Source organism: Streptomyces sp. NPDC001507 (assembly GCF_042894765.1).
GTDB lineage: Bacteria > Actinomycetota > Actinomycetes > Streptomycetales > Streptomycetaceae > Streptomyces.
This window is the reverse complement of sequence record NZ_JBIAVV010000002.1, coordinates 344,110-364,805: the sequence shown is the minus strand read 5'-3', so window position 1 is coordinate 364,805 and position 20,696 is coordinate 344,110. Positions and strand designations below refer to the sequence as shown.

Below are 20,696 nucleotides of genomic sequence, written 5' to 3'. Positions count from 1 at the left end.
CGTGTACGTAGCGGACAGCCGCGCGAGCACTCCGGCGACGGCGTCCGTGGAAGGTACCGCCCGGCCCCCGCGGGCCGGGCGGTACCGCTCCACGATCGCGCCCACCGTCCTCGCCCTCGGCACGGTCAGCCTGGTCACGGACGTCTCCTCCGAGATGGTCACGGCGGTCCTCCCGCTGTACCTGGTGGCGGGCCTCGGCCTGTCCCCGCTGGGGTTCGGCCTCCTCGACGGCGTCTACAACGGCTTCTCGGCGGTCGTACGCCTGGTCGGCGGCCACCTGGCCGACCGCGGCGGCGGCCGGCACAAGTGGGTGGCGGGCGCGGGCTACGCCCTGTCGGCCCTGTGCAAACCCCTGCTGCTGATCGCCCACTCCCTCACCCCCATCGGCCTGATCCTGGCGGCCGACCGCACCGGCAAGGGCCTGCGCACCGCGCCCCGGGACGCGCTGATCTCGCTCTCCAGCACCCCGGAGACCCGGGGCCGCGCCTTCGGCGTGCACCGCGCCATGGACACGGCGGGCGCGCTGCTCGGCCCCCTGGCCGCGTTCCTGATCCTGCGGGCGACCGTGGACGGCTACGACGCCGTCTTCACGGTCAGCTTCTGCGTGGCGGTCCTGGGCGTGCTGATCCTCGTCCTGTTCGTACCGGGCGGCGGCCGTACCGAGGCGGCCACGTCCGCTGCCCGCCCCACCCTGCGCGCGGCCCTCGGCCTCCTCTCCCACCGCGACCTGCGCCGCATCACCGTCTGCGCCCTGCTCCTGGGCCTCGCGACGGTCAGCGACTCCTTCGTCTACCTGCTGCTGCAGCGCCGGCTCGGCGTCCCGGACCGCTGGTTCGCCCTGCTCCCGCTCGGCACGGCGGCCGCGTTCCTCCTGCTGGCCGTCCCGCTGGGCCGCCTCGCGGACCGCTGGGGCCGCTGGCGCGTCTTCCTGGCCGGACACGGCGCCCTGCTCCTGGCCTACGCCCTGCTGCTCACGTCCTGGCACGGCTCGGCCCTGCCCTACGCGGTGCTGGCCCTGCACGGCACGTTCTACGCGGCGACCGACGGCGTCCTGATGGCGGCCGCCTCCGACAGCGTCCCCGAGGCGCTGCGCTCGTCCGGCCTGGCACTGGTCCAGACGGGCCAGGCGGCGGCGCGGTTCGCCTGCTCGCTGGGGTTCGGGGCGGCCTGGACGCTGTGGGGCGACCGTACGGCGCTGAGCGTGTCGGCGGTGGCCCTGGCGGTGTGCGCGGTGTACGCCCTCACCCTCCGCCCCTCCCGGAAGGCCGCCGCATGACCCTGCGCTCCCGCCTCCTGATCCTCCTCTTGGCGCTCGCGGTTCTCGCGGCAGTGGCCCTGGCCTCCGTCCTGCACGCCTCCGCGCGGGCGGAGCGCCGCGACCACACCCAGGCCGGCGGCCCGAAGGTCACCCCGGGGACGGTGACCCTCACGGCCCCCGGTCGCCTGGTCTTCCGCAACATGGCCTGGGGCCCGCACCGCGACGAACTGACCACGGTCCCCGCCGGCGCCCCCGCCGGCCCGCGCACCTCCTCCGGCGTGAAATGCCTCCGCTTCTACGCCGCCGCGGGCACCGGCGTCTGCCTCCAGGCGGTCCACGGCCCGGTCTCGGACACCTACCGCGCCCTGATCCTGGACGCGCACCTCAAGAAGCGGGCCCACTACGACGTGCCGGGCATCCCGTCCCGCGCCCGCGTCTCCCCCACCGGGCACTACGCGGCCTGGACGGCGTTCGTGGGCGGCGACTCGTACGCGGGCACGAACTTCTCGACCCGCACGGCGATCGCCGACACCCGCACCGGCGCCCTGATTCCCTCCCTGGAGGCGTTCCGCATCGTCAGGGACGGCCGTCCGTACCAGTCCTCGGACGTCAACTTCTGGGGCGTGACGTTTGCGCCCGACGACCGCACCTTCTACGCGACCCTGGCGACGAAGGGCTCGACCTACCTGGTCCGGGGCGACCTGCGCACCCGCACGCTCACCACCCTCCACCCGAACGTGGAATGCCCGTCGCTCTCCCCCGACGGCACCCGTATCGCGTACAAGAAGCGGGTGCCGGGCCTGCCGAAGGACGCGCCCTGGCGCCTGTACGTCCTCGACCTCCGTACGATGCGCGAGACCCCGCTCGCCGAGACCCGCAGCGTCGACGACCAGGCGGTGTGGAAGGACTCGCACACCGTCGTCTACGCCCTGCCGGGCGACTACGGGGCGGACCTGTACCAGGTCCCGGCGGACGGCACGGGCACGGCGCGGCGGATCAGCGTCTCGGCGGTGTCACCGGCATACCTGGGCTGACACCGCTCCCGTTGTCGCCGATTCCCTTCCGATGTCCATTCCGATTTCCGGAATAACGGGAATGGGGGGCATGCGACCATGGGTTGGTTGTGGCAGGAACAGCAGCAGCCGAGCACCGGAGCACGACGTGAGCGCAGCCCCGATCACGACATCCGTGGTCGACACCTTGCGGGCCTGGCGCCGCTACGCGCCGGGGCCGCTGCGGCTGGCCGGGCCGCTCCTGCTGATCGTCGCGATCCCGGTGGCGGACGTGTTCCTGCCGCCGGACATCCACCTGGCCCACCTCCTCGTCGTCGCCGTGGCGGTCACCGCGGTCGGCAGCGGGCCGCGTGCCACCGCGCTGATCGGGGCGCTGGCGGTCGTCTCCCTGGTCTGCGCCGGACTGGAGCGGCGGACTCTGTCCACGGAGAGCGTCCTCGTCGAACTCGCCGCCCTGCTGGCCGTCTGCGTCTTCCTCGTCCTCTTCACCCGGCTGCGCGACCGCAGGGAGCTGGAGCTCCTGCGGGCCCGCTCGGTGTCCGACGCGGCACAACGGGTCGTCCTGCGGCCGTTGCCGAAGCAGGCCGGACCCGTCTCCCTCGCCTCGCACTACCGCAGCGCCGAGGCGGACACGGCCATCGGCGGCGACCTGTACGCCGCCGCCCGGGTCCCCGGCTGCACGCGGCTGCTCATCGGGGACGTCCGGGGCAAGGGGCTTCCCTCGATCAGCGACACGGCGATCGTGCTGGGCGCCTTCCGTGCCGCCGCACACCGCCGGATCCCGCTGACGGAACTGGTCGCCTACATCGAGGACGCAGTCCGGTGGGGGCTCGCGGAGTTCTCGGAGCCCAACGAGGACCCCGCCGAGCGCTTCGTGACCGCCGCCGTCATGGACATCCCGGACGACGAGCCCGTGGTGCACCTGGTCAGCTGCGGGCACCCGCCGCCCCTCCTGCTGCGGGGCCGCACCAGGTCGGCGCTGGCGCTGGCGGTCCCGGAGCCGTCGCCCCCGCTCGGCCTCGGCGTATGGCCGGCCGGCGTGGACTGCGCGGAGAGCGCCGGCGGCTGCTACACATCGGCGACCTTCCCGTTCGAGTACGGCCACCGGCTGCTCCTGTACACGGACGGCGTCAGCGAGGCCCGGAACACGGACGGCGACTTCTACCCGCTCGCCGAGCGCGCCACGGCCTGGGCGGACCAGGCACCCGGCCCGCTCGTCGAACAGCTCGCGACGGACGTCCGCGCGTACACGGGCGGCCGCCTCGAAGACGACCTGGCCATGATCGTCCTCCAGCGCGACGGGACGGCCTCCTGACGAGCGCCGCACCCCCGCCCGCGGCTACCCGCGCCTACAGCACCGGCAGGTTCTTCCGCAGCTCGAACGCGGTCACCTCGGAGCGGTACTCCTCCCACTCCTGGCGCTTGTTGCGCAGGAAGAAGTCGAAGACGTGTTCGCCGAGGGTGTCGGCGACCAGGTCGCTGTTCTCCATGAGGGTGAGGGCCTCGCCGAGGTTCTGCGGGAGGGGCTCGATGCCCATGGCGCGGCGCTCGGCGTTGGAGAGGGCCCAGACGTCGTCCTCGGCGCCCGGCGGGAGCTCGTAGCCCTCCTCGATGCCCTTGAGGCCGGCGGCCAGGAGGACGGCGTAGGCCAGGTACGGGTTGGCGCCGGAGTCGATGGAACGGACCTCGACGCGCGCCGAGCCGGTCTTGCCGGGCTTGTACATCGGGACGCGGACCAGGGCGCTGCGGTTGTTGTGGCCCCAGCAGATGTAGGAGGGGGCCTCGCCGCCCGCGCCGGCCGTGCGCTCGGAGCCGCCCCAGATGCGCTTGTAGGAGTTCACCCACTGGTTGGTGACCGCGGAGATCTCGGCGGCGTGCTTGAGCAGGCCGGCGATGAAGGAGCGGCCGACCTTGGAGAGCTGGAACTCCGCGCCCGACTCGTAGAACGCGTTGCGGTCGCCCTCGAAGAGGGAGAGGTGGGTGTGCATGCCGGAGCCGGGGTGCTCGGAGAACGGCTTCGGCATGAAGGTCGCCTGGACGCCCTGCTCCAGCGCGACCTGCTTCATGACGAGGCGGAACGTCATGATGTTGTCCGCCGTGGAGAGCGCGTCGGCGTAGCGCAGGTCGATCTCCTGCTGGCCGGGGGCGCCCTCGTGGTGGGAGAACTCGACGGAGATGCCCATCGACTCCAGCATGGTGATCGCCTGGCGGCGGAAGTCCATGCCGACGTTGGTGGGCGTGTGGTCGAAGTAGCCCGAGTTGTCGGCCGGGGTCGGGCGGGAGCCGTCCAGCGGGCGGTCCTTCAGGAGGAAGAACTCGATCTCGGGGTGGGTGTAGAAGGTGAAGCCGAGGTCGGAGGTGCGGGCCAGGGCGCGCTTCAGGACGTACCGGGGGTCCGCGAAGGACGGGGAGCCGTCCGGCATGAGGATGTCGCAGAACATGCGGGCCGTGCCGGGGGTCTCCGCGCGCCACGGGAGGACCTGGAAGGTGGACGGGTCCGGCTTGGCGATCATGTCGGACTCGTAGACGCGGGCGAAGCCCTCGATGGCGGAGCCGTCGAAGCCGATGCCCTCGTCGAAGGCCTGTTCAAGCTCGGCCGGGGCCACGGCGACGGACTTGAGGAAGCCCAGCACGTCCGTGAACCACAGGCGTACGAACCGGATGTCGCGCTCCTCCAAGGTCCGGAGCACGAACTCCTGCTGCTTGTCCATCTTCCGCTTCCCCATCCTTGCTGGTCAGGCCGCCTGTCTTCCTGTCGCGCAGGAGGCGGTCGGGCACCTGAGCATCACACCACAACAGCATTTCACGCGCGTTGCGCACCTTGATCGCGCCGGCGACCTCGGTCTGAACGGCTCTCGTCCGGCAGGTGTCCTGCCCTGCCGCCCATCTTGCCTGCTCGGACCGACATCCGTAATGGCCGATCCGGTTTCCCGGGCGTCAGGCCGGTGACCGACACCACGGCACCTCGCCCCGGTCACCACCAAGGGCGTGGCCCCGGCCGGCATGAGAGGGGCCGGCCACTCCCGGAGGAAGTGGCCGGCCCCGCGTCGGACGGACGGGATCAGCTCAGGCCGAGGTCGGACAGCGCGGTCGTCCAGTCCGTGACGATCGCGTCCTGGGCGTCGGCGAGGGTGACGGTGCCGGCGCAGACGGCCTTCTTGAGCTTGTTCTCGACGGTGTCCTTGTTGGCGGCGGTCTTGGTGCCGTACTCCGGCTCGGGCCAGAGGTTGAGCTCGCTCTTGGGGGCGCCGCCGAGTTCGAGGGGGACGAAGTGGTCCTCCTCGTAGTCGGAGGTGCTGGTGTCCGTGTAGCCGTACTCGACGATCTGCTTCTTCTTCAGCGCGGTGGTGTAGGAGCTGGACGGCCGGACGGTCGCGGTCCATCCGGAGACGCAGATGGTGGAGTCGATGGTGGACTGGGTGACGTCCGGGTTGAAGTCGCCGGGCTGGCAGCTGGGGTCGGGCAGGGGGAGGTAGCCCTGGCTGCAGCTCTGCGCGTGCGCGGTGCCGGCGGCGACCGTGAGGCCGGCGGCGGCCAGGGCGAGGGAGGAGAGGGCGGTGACCAGGGAGCGGGATATTCGGGGCATGGGGGATCTCCCGGTGGGGGTGCCCGGCAGGGATTCCGGGCGGTCGTGAGCATGACAGCACCGGAGTCATCTATGCGGGTAGAGCCCTTTGTCGGCCGCGGGGATCCCTTTGTTGAACGTTTGAACGTGGCGGGGCGTACGGAGGGCAACCCATGGCCCGCGCTTGGTTGCGGGCCGATAGCCGGGCCGGCGGCCGAGCCGAGGGGGCACGAGGTGGCACCCCTCCGTCATTCAAATTATCGGTTTCCTGTCGGACCCCGGTCTTTACAGGACTTTCCTGTGCCCTGCCTACGGCTGACCCCATCTCCCCCATTACGATCAGCAGGCCTCACCCTCCACGTCGCTTTCCCCCAAGAAGGACACGGCCCATGGCTACCGCCAAGAAGAGCACCACCGCCGCCCGCAAGGCACGTATAGAGGAGATGCGGCGGGCCGAGCAGGCGCGTGAGCGGCGCAACCGGTTCCTGACGATCGGCGCGAGCGTCGTGGTCGTCGCCGGTCTCGTCGTCGGCGGTGTGGTGCTGGTCAACTCGCAGTCGGCCAAGAGCGACAGCGCGAGCGACGCGAAGGGCGGCTCCGGGGACTCCGGGCACTTCGTCACCGGCAGCGACGGCGTGCGGACCTGGACGGGCAAGCTGTCCCGCACCCACGTCACGGGGACCGTGAAGTACCCGATGCACCCGCCGGTCGGCGGCAACCACAACCCGGTGTGGCTGAACTGCAACGGCAACGTCTACACCAAGGCCGTGAAGGACGAGAACGCCGTGCACGCCCTGGAGCACGGCGCGGTCTGGGTGACGTACACCGACAAGGCGCAGAAGTCGGACGTGGACAAGCTGGCGGCGAAGGTGAAGGCGACCCCGTACTCGCTGATGAGCCCGTACGCGAACCAGACCTCGCCGATCGAACTGTCGGCGTGGGGGCACCAGTTGAGCGTGACGAGCGCGGACGACCCGAAGGTCGGCACGTTCTTCGAGACGTACGTGCAGGGCAAGCAGACCCCGGAGCCGGGAGCCTCCTGCACCGGCGGGACGATGTGACGTGAAAAAGCACATCGGCTGGGTCGCCGGGGCGACGGCCGCGGTGCTCGTCGCGGCCGGCGCCATCACCTACGCGGTGGCCGAGGACGGCGACGGCGGTGGCGGCAGCGGTCTGAAGGTCCCGAGCGCGGACGGGGCGGACGCCGGGTTCGCGCGGGACATGGCGGTCCACCACCAGCAGGCCGTGGAGATGTCGTACATCATCCGCGACCGCACGACGAACACCGAGGTGCGGCGGCTCGCCTACGACATCGCGCAGACGCAGGCCAACCAGCGCGGCATGCTGCTGGGCTGGCTGACCCTGTGGGACCTGCCGAAGGTGTCGGCGAAGCCGCCGATGTCGTGGATGGGCATGGGCGACATGCCCGAGCGCGGGGACGGTTCGCTGATGCCGGGCATGGCGACCGACACCGAGCTGAAGAAGCTGGGGACCCTGAACGGCAAGCAGGCGGAGATCTTCTACCTCCAGCTGATGACGGACCACCACAAGGGCGGCATCCACATGGCCGAGGGGTGCGTGGCCAAGTGCACCGTCGCGGTGGAGAAGAGCCTCGCCCAGGGCATGGTGGACGCGCAGCAGTCGGAGCTGACGACCATGAAGCAGATGCTGACGGAGCGGGGCGCGAAGCCGCGCGACTGAATCCCCTTGCACAGTGGGCGATTTGTCGACATAACGGCACCGCAAGCATTCAACAACAATCGCAACCGATCTGTAATGTTCTGCGCGCCGTCGAAACACGACCAAAAGCCCCTAATCAACGCCCACTTGGGACTTCCTTGGGTTTCTCATTCCCCTGGCATGAACAGTTCACCGAAAGAGTGACGTCGACCGTGTGATCCATTCACGGGCCGTTCCGCCGCAGGCCTCCTGGTGATCACGGATGACCGACCACTCCATGCGTCGAACCGCATAGCAGGGGGCAGTATGAGATCCAACCGTGCCAAGGTGCGGGCCAGCGTGAGCTTGGCAGCGACACTGCCGATGATCGCCGGCGCGCTCGCACTCGGCATACCCGCGGCGCACGCCGCGGACAGCCCGGCCCGTGACAGCCTGAAGGGCACCAAGCCCACCTGGGCCACGGCCAAGGCGGACAAGGGCGCCACCTCGAACAGCGCCCAGATCAATGCCAGGGTCTACCTGGCCGGCCAGGACGCCAAGGGCCTCGCGGCCTACGCGAAGGCGGTGTCCGACCCCAGCTCGCCGCTCTACGGCAAGTACCTGAGCGCCAAGCAGGTCCAGGCCCGCTACGGGGCCACCAAGGCCCAGGTGAAGGCCGTCAAGGCCTGGCTGACCGCGTCCGGCCTGAAGGTCACCGAGGTCACCCAGCACTACATCGCCGTCTCCGGCGACGTGTCCGCCGCCGAGAAGGCGTTCGGCACCCAGCTGCACAACTTCGCCAAGGGCTCCAAGACCTACCGCGCCCCGGCGACCACGGCGACCGTGCCGGCCTCCGTCAGCGACGCCGTCCTGACCGTCACAGGCCTGGACAACGCGCCGCACAAGGCGACCCACGACGACACGCTGCCGCCCCCCGGTGCCGTGTTCAAGAACTCCGGGCCGTTCTCCTCGTACTTCGGCTCGAACATCGCGAGCACGCTGCCGGACGCGTACGGCACGAAGATCCCGTACGCCGTCGAGGGCTACACCGGCAAGCAGCTGCGGGCCGCCTACGGCGCCGGCGACTACACCGGCAAGCACGTGCGCGTCGCGATCACCGACGCGTTCGCCTCGCCGACCATCGCCTTCGACGCCGGCACCTACGCCAAGGCGCACGGCGACGCCTCGTGGAAGACGAGCCAGCTGCACCAGGTGCTGCCGGCGAACTACACGAACACCGGCGCCGACGAGTGCGACGCCTCCGGCTGGTACGGCGAGGAGACCCTCGACGTCGAGGCCGTGCACGCGGTCGCGCCGGACGCCGACGTCACCTACGTGGGCGCCGCGTCCTGCCAGGACAGCGACCTGCTGGACGCGCTCGGCAAGGTCGTCGACAACCACCTCGCCGACATCGTCTCCAACTCCTGGGGCGACATCGAGGGCAACGAGACCCCGGACATCGCGGCCGCCTACGACCAGGTCTTCCAGCTGGGCGCGGTGCAGGGCATCGGCTTCTACTTCTCCTCCGGTGACAACGGCGACGAGGTCGCCAACACCAAGACGAAGCAGGTCGACACCCCGGCCAACTCCGCCTGGGTGACCGCGGTCGGCGGTACCTCCCTCGCCGTCGGCAAGGGCGACACGTACCTGTGGGAGACCGGCTGGGGCACCGAGAAGGCCTCGCTGTCGGCCGACGGCAAGAGCTGGACCAACTTCCCCGGCGCCTTCACCTCGGGCGCGGGCGGCGGCACCAGCAAGACGGTGAACGAGCCGTACTACCAGAAGGGCGTCGTCCCGGACTCCCTCGCGAAGGCCAACAGCAGCACCGGCAACCGCGTGGTCCCGGACATCTCGGCGATCGCCGACCCCAACACCGGCTTCAAGGTCGGCCAGACCCAGACCCAGGCGGACGGCACCGAGGCGTACAGCGAGTACCGCATCGGCGGCACGTCGCTGGCCGCGCCGGTCATCGCCGCGGTCCAGGCCCTCGCCCAGGAGGCGCGCGGCGGCCAGGCGATCGGTTTCGCCAACCCGCTGATCTACTCCAAGTACGGGACGAAGGTCTACCACGACGTCACGGACAAGCCGACCGGCAAGGACCTCGCGGTCGCCCGCGTCGACTTCGCCAACGGCTACGACGCCACCAACGGCCTGCTGACCTCGGTCCGCAGCCTCGGCAAGGACAGCTCCCTGTCCGCGGTCAAGGGCTACGACGACGTCACCGGCGTCGGCACCCCGGCCAACGGCTACGTCGCGTCGTACAAGCCGGCGAAGGCGCACCGCAAGCACTGACCCGCTGCACGGCGGCTCGGCCGACGAAGGGGCGTGGGGTCCTGACGGACCTCACGCCCCTTCGTGTTGCGGCGACGGCGGCGACCTGAAGCCTGGTCGTCGGCACATGACCGCCACGCGAACACGTTCAACCGCACGAGCCCGGCAAAAGGGTATGAAGCGTGCAAACTGGCGCGGTAGCCGATAGTGGATCTGCAGGAGGAAATGCCATGGCAGACAAGCCCAGCATCGTCTTCGCCCACGGACTCTGGGCGGACGGGTCGTGCTTCAGCAAGCTGATCCCCGCGCTCCAGGCCGAAGGGCACGAGGTCTTCGCCTCTCAGCACGGCCTCGACTCGCTCGAAAGCGACGTCGCGTGCGTCAACTTCACGCTCAACCACGTCCCCGGCCCGATCGTGCTGGTCGGTCACTCGTACGGCGGGACCCTGATCACCAAGGCGGGCACCCACGACCGCGTCGGCGCTCTGGTGTACATCGCCGCGCTCGCCCCGGACGAGGACGAGACGTCCCAGGAGCAGCAGGACAAGTTCCCGCGCACATCCATCTTCGAGCACGTGGAGGTCGTCGACGGCCGCGTGTGGCTCAAGCCCTCGGGCCTCCCGCACTTCTGCGGCGACCTCCCGGAAGCCGAGCAGAAGCTCGTCCTGGCGACGGGCGCCGTGCCGGTGGCGGACCTGTTCGACCAGCAGGTTCCCGGCACCGCCTGGCGGACGAAGCCGAGCTGGTACATCGTCGCCAACAACGACCACACCGTGCACCCCGACCTGGAGCGGTCCGCCGCCGAGCGCATGGGGGCCAAGACCCGTGCCGTGGACAGCAGCCACGTTCCCATGCTCTCGCATCCCGACCTCGTCCTCGACGTGATCCGTGAGGCCGCGAAGTCCCTCGAGGCCTGAGCCGACCCGGTCGGGCGCGCGCCATGCGGTCGGCTTCCAGGACCGCCCGGGCGAAGGCCGGGGCGCCTCCTGCGGAACGTTGTGACCGACGCCCTTGAGCGTGCGGTGGACGAACGGGCCCGTGTCCTTGTCGCGGTAGGAGGCGTGGCCGCCGGTCGCGCCCGCGCCGACGGCCTTGCCGAAGGCCCGCCTGTCCCTCATCCGGGAGCCTCCTGTCGTGTCCGAGCAAGGCGGAACCCGCAGTCAGTCGTAGGTGCGGGCCGGCCGGCCCGCCGCCGGACCCGGCCGGGGCGCGCGGTGCGCGGTGGCGGGCGGTGCGTCAGGAGTGCACGGTTTCGGCGGGCTCCGGGACGTGCGAGGCGACCACCCGTACGTGAGCCGTCGGCGGGGCATCCTGCCGACGGTCCACCGCGTACGCCACGCTCGCCACGCCCAGGCCGAGGACGGCGAGGGCCGCGCCCGCGATCGCCGGGGAGGTGAGGCCGAAGCCGGCGGCGAGGGCGACGCCGCCGATCCAGGCGCCGCCGGCGTTGGCGAGGTTGAAGGCGGCCTGGTTGGCGGAGGAGGCCAGGGACGGGCCGGCGGAGGCGCGTTCCATGACCATCAGCTGGAGCGGCGAGCCGGTGATGAACGCGGCGACGCCCAGCAGGACGACGGCGAGGGCCGCGCTCCACTCCGTTCGCATCAGGACCGGGAAGAGCAGCAGTACCGCGACCATCGACACCAGGCCGCCGAAGAGCGTGCCGCGCATCGCGTGGTCGGCGAGGCGGCCGCCGACCAGGTTGCCGATGGTGGCGCCGACGCCGAAGAGGGCGAGGAGCAGGGTGACGTCCGAGTCGGCGTAACCGGCGGCGTCCGTCAGCATCGGTGTGATGTAGCTGTACGCGGAGAAGAGGGCGCCGAAGCCGACGACCGTGGTGGCAAGGGCCAGCCAGACCGGGAGGGAGCGCAGGGCGGTGAGTTCGCCGCGCAGGCCGGAGGCGGGGGCGTGCGTGGGGTGGATCAGGAAGAACACCGCGGCCATCGCCGCGACGCCGATGAGGCTCACGCCCAGGAAGGTCGCCCGCCAGCCGAGGTGCTGGCCCATGAGGGTGGCCACCGGGACGCCCGCGATGTTGGCGACGGTCAGGCCCATGAACATCAGGGAGACCGAGCGGGCCTTGCGCTCCGGTGCCACCAGGCCGGTGGCGACGACCGCGCCGACGCCGAAGAAGGCACCGTGCGGGAGGCCGCTGAGGAAGCGGGCGGCGAGCAGGGAGTCGTAGCCGGGGGCCAGGGCCGAGAGCGCGTTGCCCGCGACGAACAGGGCCATCAGGGAGATGAGGACCCTGCGGCGGGGCAGGCGGGCGGTGAGGGCGGCCAGGAGCGGGGCGCCGATGACGACGCCGAGGGCGTACGCCGAGACCAGGTGGCCCGCGGTGGGGATCGAGATGTGGAGGTCGTCGGCGACGTCGGGCAGCAGGCCCATCATCACGAATTCGGTGGTGCCGAGACCAAAAGCGCCGACGGCCAGGGCGAGCAGGGCCAGAGGCATGAAGGGCTTTGCCTTTCGGGGAGCAGGGTTCCGTGCGTTCTAAGTTCAGCTACGGAACAAAGTGTCCCAGCCCAAGTATTCCGCCAGGTTACGGCGCAGTGTCCGATTGTCCTTACAAAGCCACCAGCAAGTCGCTGACCAGGGATTTTTACGATCCCGATGTGTTCAGGTTCACACGTGCCGCGATCGGGAGGTGGTCGCTGCCGGTCCTCGCGAGGGTCCACGAGCTCTCCGGCTCCACGCCCTTGACCATGATCTGGTCGATGCGGGCCATCGGGAACGCGGCCGGCCAGCTGAACCCGAAGCCGCTGCCCGCCGCGCCCTGCGTGGAGCGCATCTGCGAGGTGACGCCGTTGAGGGAGCGGTCGTTCATCGTGCCGTTGAGGTCGCCGAGGAGGATCACCCGGGGCAGCGTCTCGTCGGCGATGGCCTCGCCCAGCGCGTCCGCGCTCGTGTCACGCTGCCGGGCGGTGAAGCCGGCGTTCATCTTGACGCGCACGGACGGGAGATGGGCGACGTAGACGGCGAGGGGACCGTCCGGGGTGGCGACCGTGGCACGCATCGCGCGCGTCCAGCCGAGCTTGATGTCGACGGCCTTCACGCCGGTGAGCCGGTACTTGCTCCACAGGCCGACGGTGCCCTCGACCGCGTGGTACTTGTACGTCGACGCCAGCGCTTTCTCGTACGTCGGTACGGCCGTCGCCGTCAGCTCCTCCAGGGCGAGCACGTCGGCGCCCGAGGAGGCGAGCCGGGTGGCCGTACCGGTCGGGTCGGGGTTGCCGGCGTTGACGTTGTGCGTGGCCACCATGAAGTCGCCGCCGGTGCCCTGCTTGTCGGTGAGCAGCCCGCCGAACATGTTCAGCCAGACGATCACCGGGAGGAGGACGGCGATCAGCGCGGTCGCCGACTTGCGCAGGATGCCGACCAGGAGCAGGACCGGGATCAGCAGGCCCAGCCAGGGCAGGAAGGTCTCGGTGAGACTGCCCAGGTTGCCGACGGCGTTGGGGATGCGGGAGTGCAGCAGCATCACTCCGGCGAGGAGCAGCGCCACCACGGCGGTGACGATGCCCCGGCGCCAGATGCGCGGATCGTTTCGCCAGCCCTTCAGCAGCCGTTCCACCAGGCGTCGGAACCGGTCTCCCCGACGCTCGGGTCCCGAGCCGCCGTTGTCCGTCTCCGTCATGTACGCCTGCTGCGCCATACGCCTGCCTCACAACCTGCCGTGCACACCGTCGTCCCCCGGTTACGACCCTAGGGGATGATCGGCTCCTCTCCCGCCGTCACATGACGGCCGTACGGAAGAGGATGACGAACAAGCCGAGGGGAGGGGTTCCGGTTACCGGCGGGTCGGCGGGGTCTGTGACGAAACGCGAACACTGCTACGGCGACGGGACGGGGCCCAGGCCCGCCAGCACCTCGTCGACGATCTGTTCGGCCAGGCCCTCGGGGAGTTCCGCGTCCGGACGCAGGATGGCCCTGAGCAGCATCGGTCCGGTGAACATGTCGTTGGCCAGGTCGACGTCGATGTCGGCGCGGAGTTCGCCGTTGCGCTGGCCCCTGCGCAGCACTTCCTTGCCGAGTTCACGCCGGGGGTTGACGACGTTGGTGTGGTAGGCGTTCCAGATGCGGGGGCTGCTCTTCATCTGGGCGTACACGTTGTGCAGGATGGCCGACGAACGGTTCATCAGGCCGCGCTGCCGCAGCGATTCGAGCAGCACCACGAGGTCGTCGCGCATGGAGGTGCCGGGGAGTTCGGGGTCTGGGGGCTCGGCGGCGCGCATGACGTCGACGAAGAGCTCCTCCTTGCCGTTCCAGCGGCGGTAGATGGTGGCCTTGCCGACGCCGGCGGTCCGGGCGATTCTCTCGATGGAGAGCTCGGCGAGCGGCACGCCGTCCTCCAGGAGCTTCATCACGCCTTCCAGGATGGCGAACTCCACCGCTTCGCTGCGGGGGCGGCCGCGGGCCGGAGTGATGGACCGCGGTCCGCTGTCGGCAAGCGTCACGTCGTACCGTCCTCTCAGTGCACTGGCTGCGGGAATTCTCCCGCAGCCGAAGCCTCCCCCCGTGGTCGCCACGAGGTTCTCCCCGTGGCTCCGGGGTGTCCCCCGGTCTCCCCCGTGGTTCCCGCCGGTGCCGGCCGGTCCGTTCAGTCGTTCATCAGGTCTTCAGGTCAGCAGGTCAGCAGTCATCGGTTCGATCATTCAGTCGTTCCGTAGTCCATGGTCACTCCGCCGCCACGACCAGTTCCTGCTCCCGGTCGCCCTCCTGGCCGGCCGGCGGCTTGCCCGGCAGGAAGAGGGTCACGACCACGGCGCCGATCAGCGCGACGCCCGCACCGCACAGGGCGGTGGTGTGCATGGCGTGCAGGAAGGCGTCGTTGGCGGGGGTGACCAGGGCCTTGCCCTGTGCGCCGAGCTTCGAGGCGACGCCGAGCGTGGCCTCGATGGACTCGCCGGCCGTCTCGCGCAGCCCGCGCGGCAGAGCGCCGAGCTTGCCCTCGATGCCGTTGCGGTACGACGTCGAGAGCACCGAGCCGAGCACGGCGATGCCGAGGGCGCCGCCGACCTGGCGGAAGGTGTTGCTGAGCGCGGAGGCGGAACCGGCCTTCTCGCGGGGCAGGGCCTGCATGATGACGACCGACGTCGGCGTCATGATGTGCGCCATGCCGGTGCCCATCAGGAAGAAGACGACCTCCAGGATCCAGATCGGGGTGTCCGCCTCGAAGGTGGCGAAGGCGCCGAGGGTGGCGGCGATCAGCACCAGGCCGCCCGCGGTGGTGGCCTTGTTGCCGAACCGCTCCACGACCAGCCGGGCCCGCGGCGCGAAGATCATCTGCGCGGCGGCCAGCGGGAGCAGCAGCAGACCGGACTGCAGCGGCGAGTAGCCGCGCACGCTCTGGGTGTAGAAGACGGAGAAGAAGGTCACGCCCATCAGCGCGAAGAAGACCAGCGCGATGGCGGCCATCGCGGCCGAGAAGACCTTGTTCTTGAAGTAGGTGACGTCCAGCGACGGGTGGTCGCTGCGCTTCTCGAAGATCACGAAGCCGGCCAGGACCGCGACGCCCGCGAAGATGGTGACCAGCACCTTGGTGTCGGTGAAGTCGGCGAGCTCGCCGCCCTTGATGATGCCGTAGACCAGCAGGACCAGGCCGACGACGGAGAGCACCACGCCGACGGGGTCGAGGCGGCCGGGGCGCGGGTCGCGGGAGTCGGGAACCAGCCAGAACATCAGGGCGAGCGCGATGATCACGATCGGTACGTTGATGAGGAAGACCGAGCCCCACCAGAAGTGGTCGAGCAGCACACCGCCGGTGATCGGGCCGATGGCGATGGCGAGGCCGACGCCGCCGGCCCAGATGCCGATTGCCTTCGGCTGCTCCTGGCGCTCGAAGACGTTCATCAGGACGGCGAGGGTGGCGGGCATCACGAAGGCCGCGCCGAGGGCCATCAGGGCGCGGAAGGCGATCAGCTGGTCAGCGGAGCCGGACTCGGCGGCGAGGGCCGAGCCGACACCGAAGACCACGAGGCCGCCGATGAGCACCTTCTTGCGGCCGAGGCGGTCGCCGACGAGGCCGGCGGTGAAGAGCAGGCCGGCGAAGACGAGGGTGTAGGCGTTGATCGCCCACTCCAGCTGGCTCTGGGTGGCGCCGAGGCCGACCGGGGCCGGAGTGGAGATGGTCTTGACGGCGACGTTCAGGATCGAGTTGTCGAGCACCACGATCAGCAGGCTCAACATGAGCACGCCGAGGATCGCCCAGCGGCGCCGGTGCACCGCCTCGGGTATGCGCGAGCCGGGTGGAGCGTGGTCGGCAGGAGTTGTCATGAGGACGAGCCTATGACCATTTCAATACGGCACCGTCTCGTATCTGAATTCCTTTACCCGGGCTTTATGGAACGCGACAAGGCGGGCCGGGGCGGACGGTGACCGACGGATCACACGGGGGCCCTCTGGCCGACGGCGGCACGAAGTGCCACCATGAGAGGGATCCGGGGACGCCGTCAGGGTGCCTCGAGATGACTGAAGGAGCCGTTGTCATGACGCAGCTTTCGGCTGCCCAGACCGTGCAGAACAGCCCCTCCGACGGCAGCAGGGCGCTGTACGGGGGGAAGGGCACGCGCCGCATCACGGTTCGCGACATCGCCCTCGCCAAGGAACGCGGCGAGAAGTGGCCCATGCTCACCGCGTACGACGCGATGACCGCCTCCGTCTTCGACGAGTCCGGCATCCCGGTGCTGCTGGTGGGCGACTCGGCCGGCAACTGTCACCTGGGCTACGAGTCGACGGTCCCGGTGACCCTCGACGAGATGACGATGCTGTCGGCGGCCGTGGTCCGCGGCACCCAGCGTGCGCTGATCGTCGGCGACCTCCCCTTCGGCTCCTACCAGGAGGGTCCGGTGCAGGCGCTGCGCTCGGCGACCCGGCTGGTGAAGGAGGCCGGTGTCGGCGCGGTCAAGCTGGAGGGCGGCGAGCGGTCGCACGAACAGATCCGGCTGCTCGTCGAGTCCGGCATCCCGGTGATGGCGCACATCGGCCTGACCCCGCAGTCCGTCAACGCCATGGGCTACCGCGTGCAGGGCCGCGGCGAGGAGGCCGCCCAGCAACTGCTGCGCGACGCCAAGTCGGTCCAGGACGCGGGCGCGTTCGCGGTCGTACTCGAACTGGTCCCGGCGGAGCTCGCCGCCGAGGTGACCCGGGTGCTGCACATCCCGACCGTCGGCATCGGCGCCGGTCCCGAGACCGACGCCCAGGTCCTGGTCTGGACGGACATGCTCGGCCTGACCTCGGGCCGGGTCCCGAAGTTCGTCAAGAAGTACGCGAACCTGCGCGAGGTCATGGGCAACGCGGCCCGGGCCTACGCCGAGGACGTCGTCGGCGGAACGTTCCCGCTGGAGGAGCACTCCGTCCACTGAGCGCTCCGCTGGATCAGCCGTGACGCGCCGCCTTTCGTCTGCGGCACCGTCCTGGCCGGTCGCGCAGTTCCCGCCCCCCTTACGGGGCGCTGCACAGAGCCACTGCGGAAACACCAAGGACAGCCCGCCGATCTTCCCCCGTCGGCGGGCTGTCCCGTGTCCTGGTGGACTTCACCGGACGCGGTGGACGACACCGGACGCGGTGGACTTCACCGGACGCGCTGGAGAGAATGGCCGCCCACAACACGTCAAGACTTCTGCCCGGTGACGGAGTCGGCGCGGGGCGCGTGTCCCCTCCCCGCGCCAGCACTGGACGGTTCCAGACGGAGACCACGGGTCGGTACATCCGGACACCGACGACCCAGGTGGGCCGTCCCGCCCGGCAGCGAACAGGACTCGCCGTGCCCGCGGCGAACTACCGTGCCCTGCTGCGCACCCCGGGTGCCGCGGCCTTCTTCCTCGCGGCGTCGTTCGGACGCGTCGGCGTCGCGATGACCGGCCTCAGCGTCATCTGGCTGGTCCACTCCCGCACCGGCACCTTCACCTCGGCCGGCCTGGTCGGCGGCTGCTTCGCGGTGGCCGAGGCGCTCGGGGCGCCCCAGGTGGCCCGGCTCGTGGACCGGTTCGGGCAGACCCGGGTGCTGCCGCCCGTCCTGCTCGCCCACGCCCTCGCGGTCGCCCTCCTGGTGTCGCTGGTCGCCGTCGGCGCCCCCGCCGCCCTGCTGGCCCTGGGCGGTGCGCTGGCCGGCGCCGGCCTTCCCCAGCTCGGCGCGATGTCCGCGGCACGCTGGGCGGCGCTGCTGCGCTCCGGCCGGGCGGCGGAACTGCCCAGCGCCTTCGCCCTGGAGTCCGTCAGCAACGAGGCCGGCTACCTGCTGGGCCCGGCGCTGGTCAGCTCTCTCGCCGCGGCCGGACATCCCGTGGCCGGCACCGTGCTGGCCACCGCCCTGTCGGTGGCCGGGGGGCTGGTCCTCGCGGCGCAGCACGGCAGCGCGCCCCCGCCGTCGACCGCCGGCCCGACGGCCGACGGCGACCCGGCGGCCACCCGCGCGGACCGGTCGTCGCTGCGCGGCGAGGTCGTCCTGCTGATGGGGCTCAGCCTCGCCGTCGGCGTGTTCTTCGGGGCCATGCAGGTGTCGGTGACCGCCTTCACCGTGGCGCACGGCGCGCCGGGTGCCGCGACGCGGGTCCTGGCCGTCTCCGGTTGCAGCGGGCTGCTGTCCGGATGGCTGTACGGGAGACGCCGGTGGCGTACCGCGCCCCGGGTGCAGTTGCCGGCCGCGGCCGGTGCGCTGATGCTCGGCACCCTGCTGCTGCTCACGGTCGACTCGCCGCTCGGGCTCGGGCTGGTCGTCGTACTGACCGGTGCCGCGATCCCGCCCCTGCTGGTGCTCTTCTCCGTGCTGACCCAGTCGATCGTCCACCAGACCGTCCTGACCAGGGCGTTCTCCTGGCTCGGCGCCGCGAGCGCGGCGGGCTCGGCCGCCGGGGCGACGCTCTCCGGCCGGGCGATCGACGCGTTCGGGCCGTCCGGTGGCTTCGCGGTCACCGCCGTTGCCGCCGCCGCACTGGCCCTCCAGGGCCTCGCCGGCCTGCACCTGCTGCGCACGCCGGAGGAGGAGCCTGAGTGAGCTGTCGACGCTGTGCCGGTGGGCTGTCGGCGGACCGTCGGCCGGTGTCGGCGGCCTGTCGGTGGTTTGTCGGTGGGGCCTGGCACCGTACTTTCCATGACGCGAATCGACAACAACGCCGTGTCCGTACGGGGGCTGGTGAAGCACTACGGCGACACCAAGGCACTCGACGGAGTTGATCTGGACGTGCGCCAGGGCACCGTGATGGGTGTGCTCGGGCCGAACGGGGCCGGCAAGACCACCCTGGTGCGGATCCTGTCCACGCTGCTGCAGCCCGACGCGGGAGAGGCGACCGTCGCCGGGTACGACGTGCTGCGCCAGCCCCGCCAGCTGCGCCGGGTGATCGGGCTGACCGGGCAGTACGCCTCCGTGGACGAGAAGCTGCCGGGCTGGGAGAACCTGTACATGATCGGGCGGCTGCTCGACCTGTCGCGGAAGGACGCGCGGGCCCGGGCCGACGAGCTGCTGGAGCGGTTCTCGCTGACGGATGCCGCGAAGCGGCCGGCGAGCACGTACTCCGGTGGCATGCGCCGCCGGCTCGACCTCGCCGCCTCGATGATCGGGCACCCCCAGGTGCTGTTCCTCGACGAGCCCACCACCGGTCTCGACCCGCGCACCCGCAACGAGGTGTGGGACGAGGTCAAGGCCATGGTCGGCGACGGGGTGACCGTGCTGCTGACCACCCAGTACATGGAGGAGGCCGAGCAGCTCGCCTCCGAGCTGACCGTCGTGGACCGCGGGAAGGTCATCGCGAACGGCAGGGTGGAGGAGCTGAAGGCGAAGGTCGGCGGGCGGACGCTGCGGGTGCGGCCCGTGGACCCGCTCCAGGTCCGGCCGCTCGCCGCCATGATCGACGAGCTGGGGATCACCGGGCTCGCCGGTACCACCGTGGACGCGGACAACGGCACGCTGCTGGTGCCGATCCTCAGCGACGAGCAGCTGACCGCCGTGGTCGGCGCCGTCACCGCCCGCGGTATCACCATCAGCTCCATCGTCACCGAACTGCCCAGCCTGGACGAGGTGTTCCTGTCCCTCACCGGCCACCGCGCCAGTGCCCCGCAGGACGCCGAGCCCGCCGACGACCGTCAGGAGGTCGCCGTATGAGCGCCACGACCGCCACCGCCACCGCGCCCGCCACCGACGTCCGGATCCCGCTGCGCGGGCACCTCCGGCACACCGGGGCCCTGATCCGCCGCAACCTGCTGTGGATCCGCCAGGACCCCGAGTCGATGTTCGACGCCCTGCTGATGCCGGTCGTCTTCACGCTGCTGTTCGTGTACGTCTTCGGCGGCTCGATCGGGCAGGCGCTCGGCGGCGGCCAGGACGGCTACGTCCAGTACGTCATCCCGGGCATGATCGCGATGATGAGCATGACGCTCTCGCAGGGCGTCGGCACCGGGTTCAGCCAGGACTTCAACTCCGGTGTGATGGACCGGTTCCGGTCGCTGCCGATCGGGCGCGGCTCGGTGCTGTTCGCGAAGATCTCGGTGGAACTGGCGCGGATGCTGTTCGCGACCGCCGTGCTGATGATCGTCGCCGTGCTCGTCGGGTTCCACATCCACCACTGGGCCGGGCTGTTCGCCGCCGTGGGCCTGTCCGCGGTGTTCGCCTCCTCGATCATGTGGGTGTTCCTCACCCTGGGCGTGATCCTGAAGAACGCCCAGTCCGTGCAGGCCATGGGGTTCCTGGTGCTGTTCCCGCTGCAGTTCGGCTCGTCGATCTTCGCGCCGACGAAGTCGATGCCGGGCTGGCTGCAGGCCTTCACCGACTACAACCCGCTGTCCACGCTCGCCGACGCGGCGCGCGGGCTGATGGTCGGCGGCCCGGTCGCCCACGACCTGTGGGTCACGCTGGCCTGGTCGGTGGGGATCACGGCGGTGGCGGCACCGTACGCGATCCACCGGTTCCGGACGAAGAGCTGACGTTCGCCGGGAAGTT

The 20,696-nt window shown here is 70.7% G+C and carries 17 protein-coding genes; 11 read left to right on the top strand and 6 right to left on the bottom strand.

Translation table 11 applies throughout. The features are described 5' to 3' along the window. Position 1 precedes the first annotated feature (1 nt). The 3 genes from ACFY0K_RS07830 (at position 2) to ACFY0K_RS07820 (ending at position 3,586) form a co-directional block, all read left to right on the top strand. The gene (locus tag ACFY0K_RS07830) at positions 2-1,276 is read left to right on the top strand and encodes an MFS transporter (RefSeq protein WP_390639094.1); all 1,275 of its coding nucleotides are present in this window, start codon (positions 2-4) and stop codon (positions 1,274-1,276) included. Beyond that, positions 1,273-2,292, top strand: coding sequence for a TolB family protein (locus ACFY0K_RS07825; protein ID WP_390639093.1), 1,020 nt, complete (start codon positions 1,273-1,275; stop codon positions 2,290-2,292). The genes ACFY0K_RS07830 and ACFY0K_RS07825 overlap by 4 nt, the downstream gene beginning before the upstream one ends. 127 nt (positions 2,293-2,419) lie before the next feature. After that, positions 2,420-3,586 carry a PP2C family protein-serine/threonine phosphatase gene (locus ACFY0K_RS07820; RefSeq protein WP_390639092.1) on the top strand — a complete coding sequence of 389 codons (1,167 nt, stop codon included), beginning with the start codon at positions 2,420-2,422 and terminating at the stop codon, positions 3,584-3,586. Positions 3,587-3,620: 34 nt separating this feature from the next. On the opposite strand, the gene glnA is transcribed toward ACFY0K_RS07820, so the two are convergent. Then, a complete protein-coding gene (gene glnA, locus ACFY0K_RS07815; protein WP_093503759.1) occupies positions 3,621-4,982 on the bottom strand; it encodes a type I glutamate--ammonia ligase in 1,362 nt (453 codons plus the stop codon). A gap of 350 nt (positions 4,983-5,332) precedes the next feature. Next, the gene (locus tag ACFY0K_RS07810; RefSeq protein ID WP_382722712.1) at positions 5,333-5,857 is read right to left on the bottom strand and encodes a hypothetical protein; all 525 of its coding nucleotides are present in this window, start codon (positions 5,855-5,857) and stop codon (positions 5,333-5,335) included. 368 nt (positions 5,858-6,225) lie between these two features. Here ACFY0K_RS07810 and ACFY0K_RS07805 point away from each other — a divergent pair, with 368 nt between their 5' ends. From ACFY0K_RS07805 to ACFY0K_RS07790, 4 genes are all read left to right on the top strand, one after another. Further along, a complete protein-coding gene (locus ACFY0K_RS07805) occupies positions 6,226-6,897 on the top strand; it encodes a DUF3105 domain-containing protein (protein WP_390639091.1) in 672 nt (223 codons plus the stop codon). A gap of 1 nt (position 6,898) precedes the next feature. Next, positions 6,899-7,537, top strand: coding sequence for a DUF305 domain-containing protein (locus ACFY0K_RS07800; protein ID WP_390639090.1), 639 nt, complete (start codon positions 6,899-6,901; stop codon positions 7,535-7,537). Between the two features lie 285 nt (positions 7,538-7,822). Beyond that, positions 7,823-9,787 carry a protease pro-enzyme activation domain-containing protein gene (locus tag ACFY0K_RS07795; RefSeq protein ID WP_390639088.1) on the top strand — a complete coding sequence of 655 codons (1,965 nt, stop codon included), beginning with the start codon at positions 7,823-7,825 and terminating at the stop codon, positions 9,785-9,787. Between the two features lie 209 nt (positions 9,788-9,996). Further along, positions 9,997-10,683 carry an alpha/beta hydrolase gene (locus ACFY0K_RS07790; protein ID WP_390639087.1) on the top strand — a complete coding sequence of 229 codons (687 nt, stop codon included), beginning with the start codon at positions 9,997-9,999 and terminating at the stop codon, positions 10,681-10,683. 319 nt (positions 10,684-11,002) lie between these two features. Here ACFY0K_RS07790 and ACFY0K_RS07785 read toward each other — a convergent pair whose 3' ends face one another. From ACFY0K_RS07785 to ACFY0K_RS07770, 4 genes are all read right to left on the bottom strand, one after another. Further along, positions 11,003-12,217, bottom strand: coding sequence for an MFS transporter (locus tag ACFY0K_RS07785; protein ID WP_390639086.1), 1,215 nt, complete (start codon positions 12,215-12,217; stop codon positions 11,003-11,005). 148 nt (positions 12,218-12,365) lie between these two features. Further along, positions 12,366-13,418 carry an endonuclease/exonuclease/phosphatase family protein gene (locus ACFY0K_RS07780; protein ID WP_390639085.1) on the bottom strand — a complete coding sequence of 351 codons (1,053 nt, stop codon included), beginning with the start codon at positions 13,416-13,418 and terminating at the stop codon, positions 12,366-12,368. Between the two features lie 178 nt (positions 13,419-13,596). Next, positions 13,597-14,220: a TetR/AcrR family transcriptional regulator gene (locus tag ACFY0K_RS07775; protein WP_351954625.1), complete on the bottom strand. Its 624-nt coding sequence runs from the start codon at positions 14,218-14,220 to the stop codon at positions 13,597-13,599. 220 nt (positions 14,221-14,440) lie between these two features. Continuing rightward, on the bottom strand, positions 14,441-16,039 hold the full coding sequence (locus ACFY0K_RS07770) for an MFS transporter (protein ID WP_390639084.1): 1,599 nt from the start codon (positions 16,037-16,039) through the stop codon (positions 14,441-14,443). A gap of 212 nt (positions 16,040-16,251) precedes the next feature. Between ACFY0K_RS07770 and panB the strand changes: the two genes are divergently transcribed. The 4 genes from panB (at position 16,252) to ACFY0K_RS07750 (ending at position 20,680) form a co-directional block, all read left to right on the top strand. Further along, positions 16,252-17,127, top strand: a complete 876-nt coding sequence (panB, locus tag ACFY0K_RS07765; RefSeq protein ID WP_390639083.1) for a 3-methyl-2-oxobutanoate hydroxymethyltransferase — start codon at positions 16,252-16,254, stop codon at positions 17,125-17,127. 401 nt (positions 17,128-17,528) lie between these two features. Then, on the top strand, positions 17,529-18,758 hold the full coding sequence (locus ACFY0K_RS07760) for an MFS transporter (RefSeq protein ID WP_390639082.1): 1,230 nt from the start codon (positions 17,529-17,531) through the stop codon (positions 18,756-18,758). A 96-nt stretch (positions 18,759-18,854) separates the two neighbouring features. Further along, the gene (locus ACFY0K_RS07755; protein ID WP_390639081.1) at positions 18,855-19,862 is read left to right on the top strand and encodes an ATP-binding cassette domain-containing protein; all 1,008 of its coding nucleotides are present in this window, start codon (positions 18,855-18,857) and stop codon (positions 19,860-19,862) included. Continuing rightward, positions 19,859-20,680, top strand: coding sequence for an ABC transporter permease (locus tag ACFY0K_RS07750; RefSeq protein WP_390639080.1), 822 nt, complete (start codon positions 19,859-19,861; stop codon positions 20,678-20,680). The genes ACFY0K_RS07755 and ACFY0K_RS07750 overlap by 4 nt, the downstream gene beginning before the upstream one ends. The last annotated feature ends 16 nt before the right edge of the window (positions 20,681-20,696 follow it).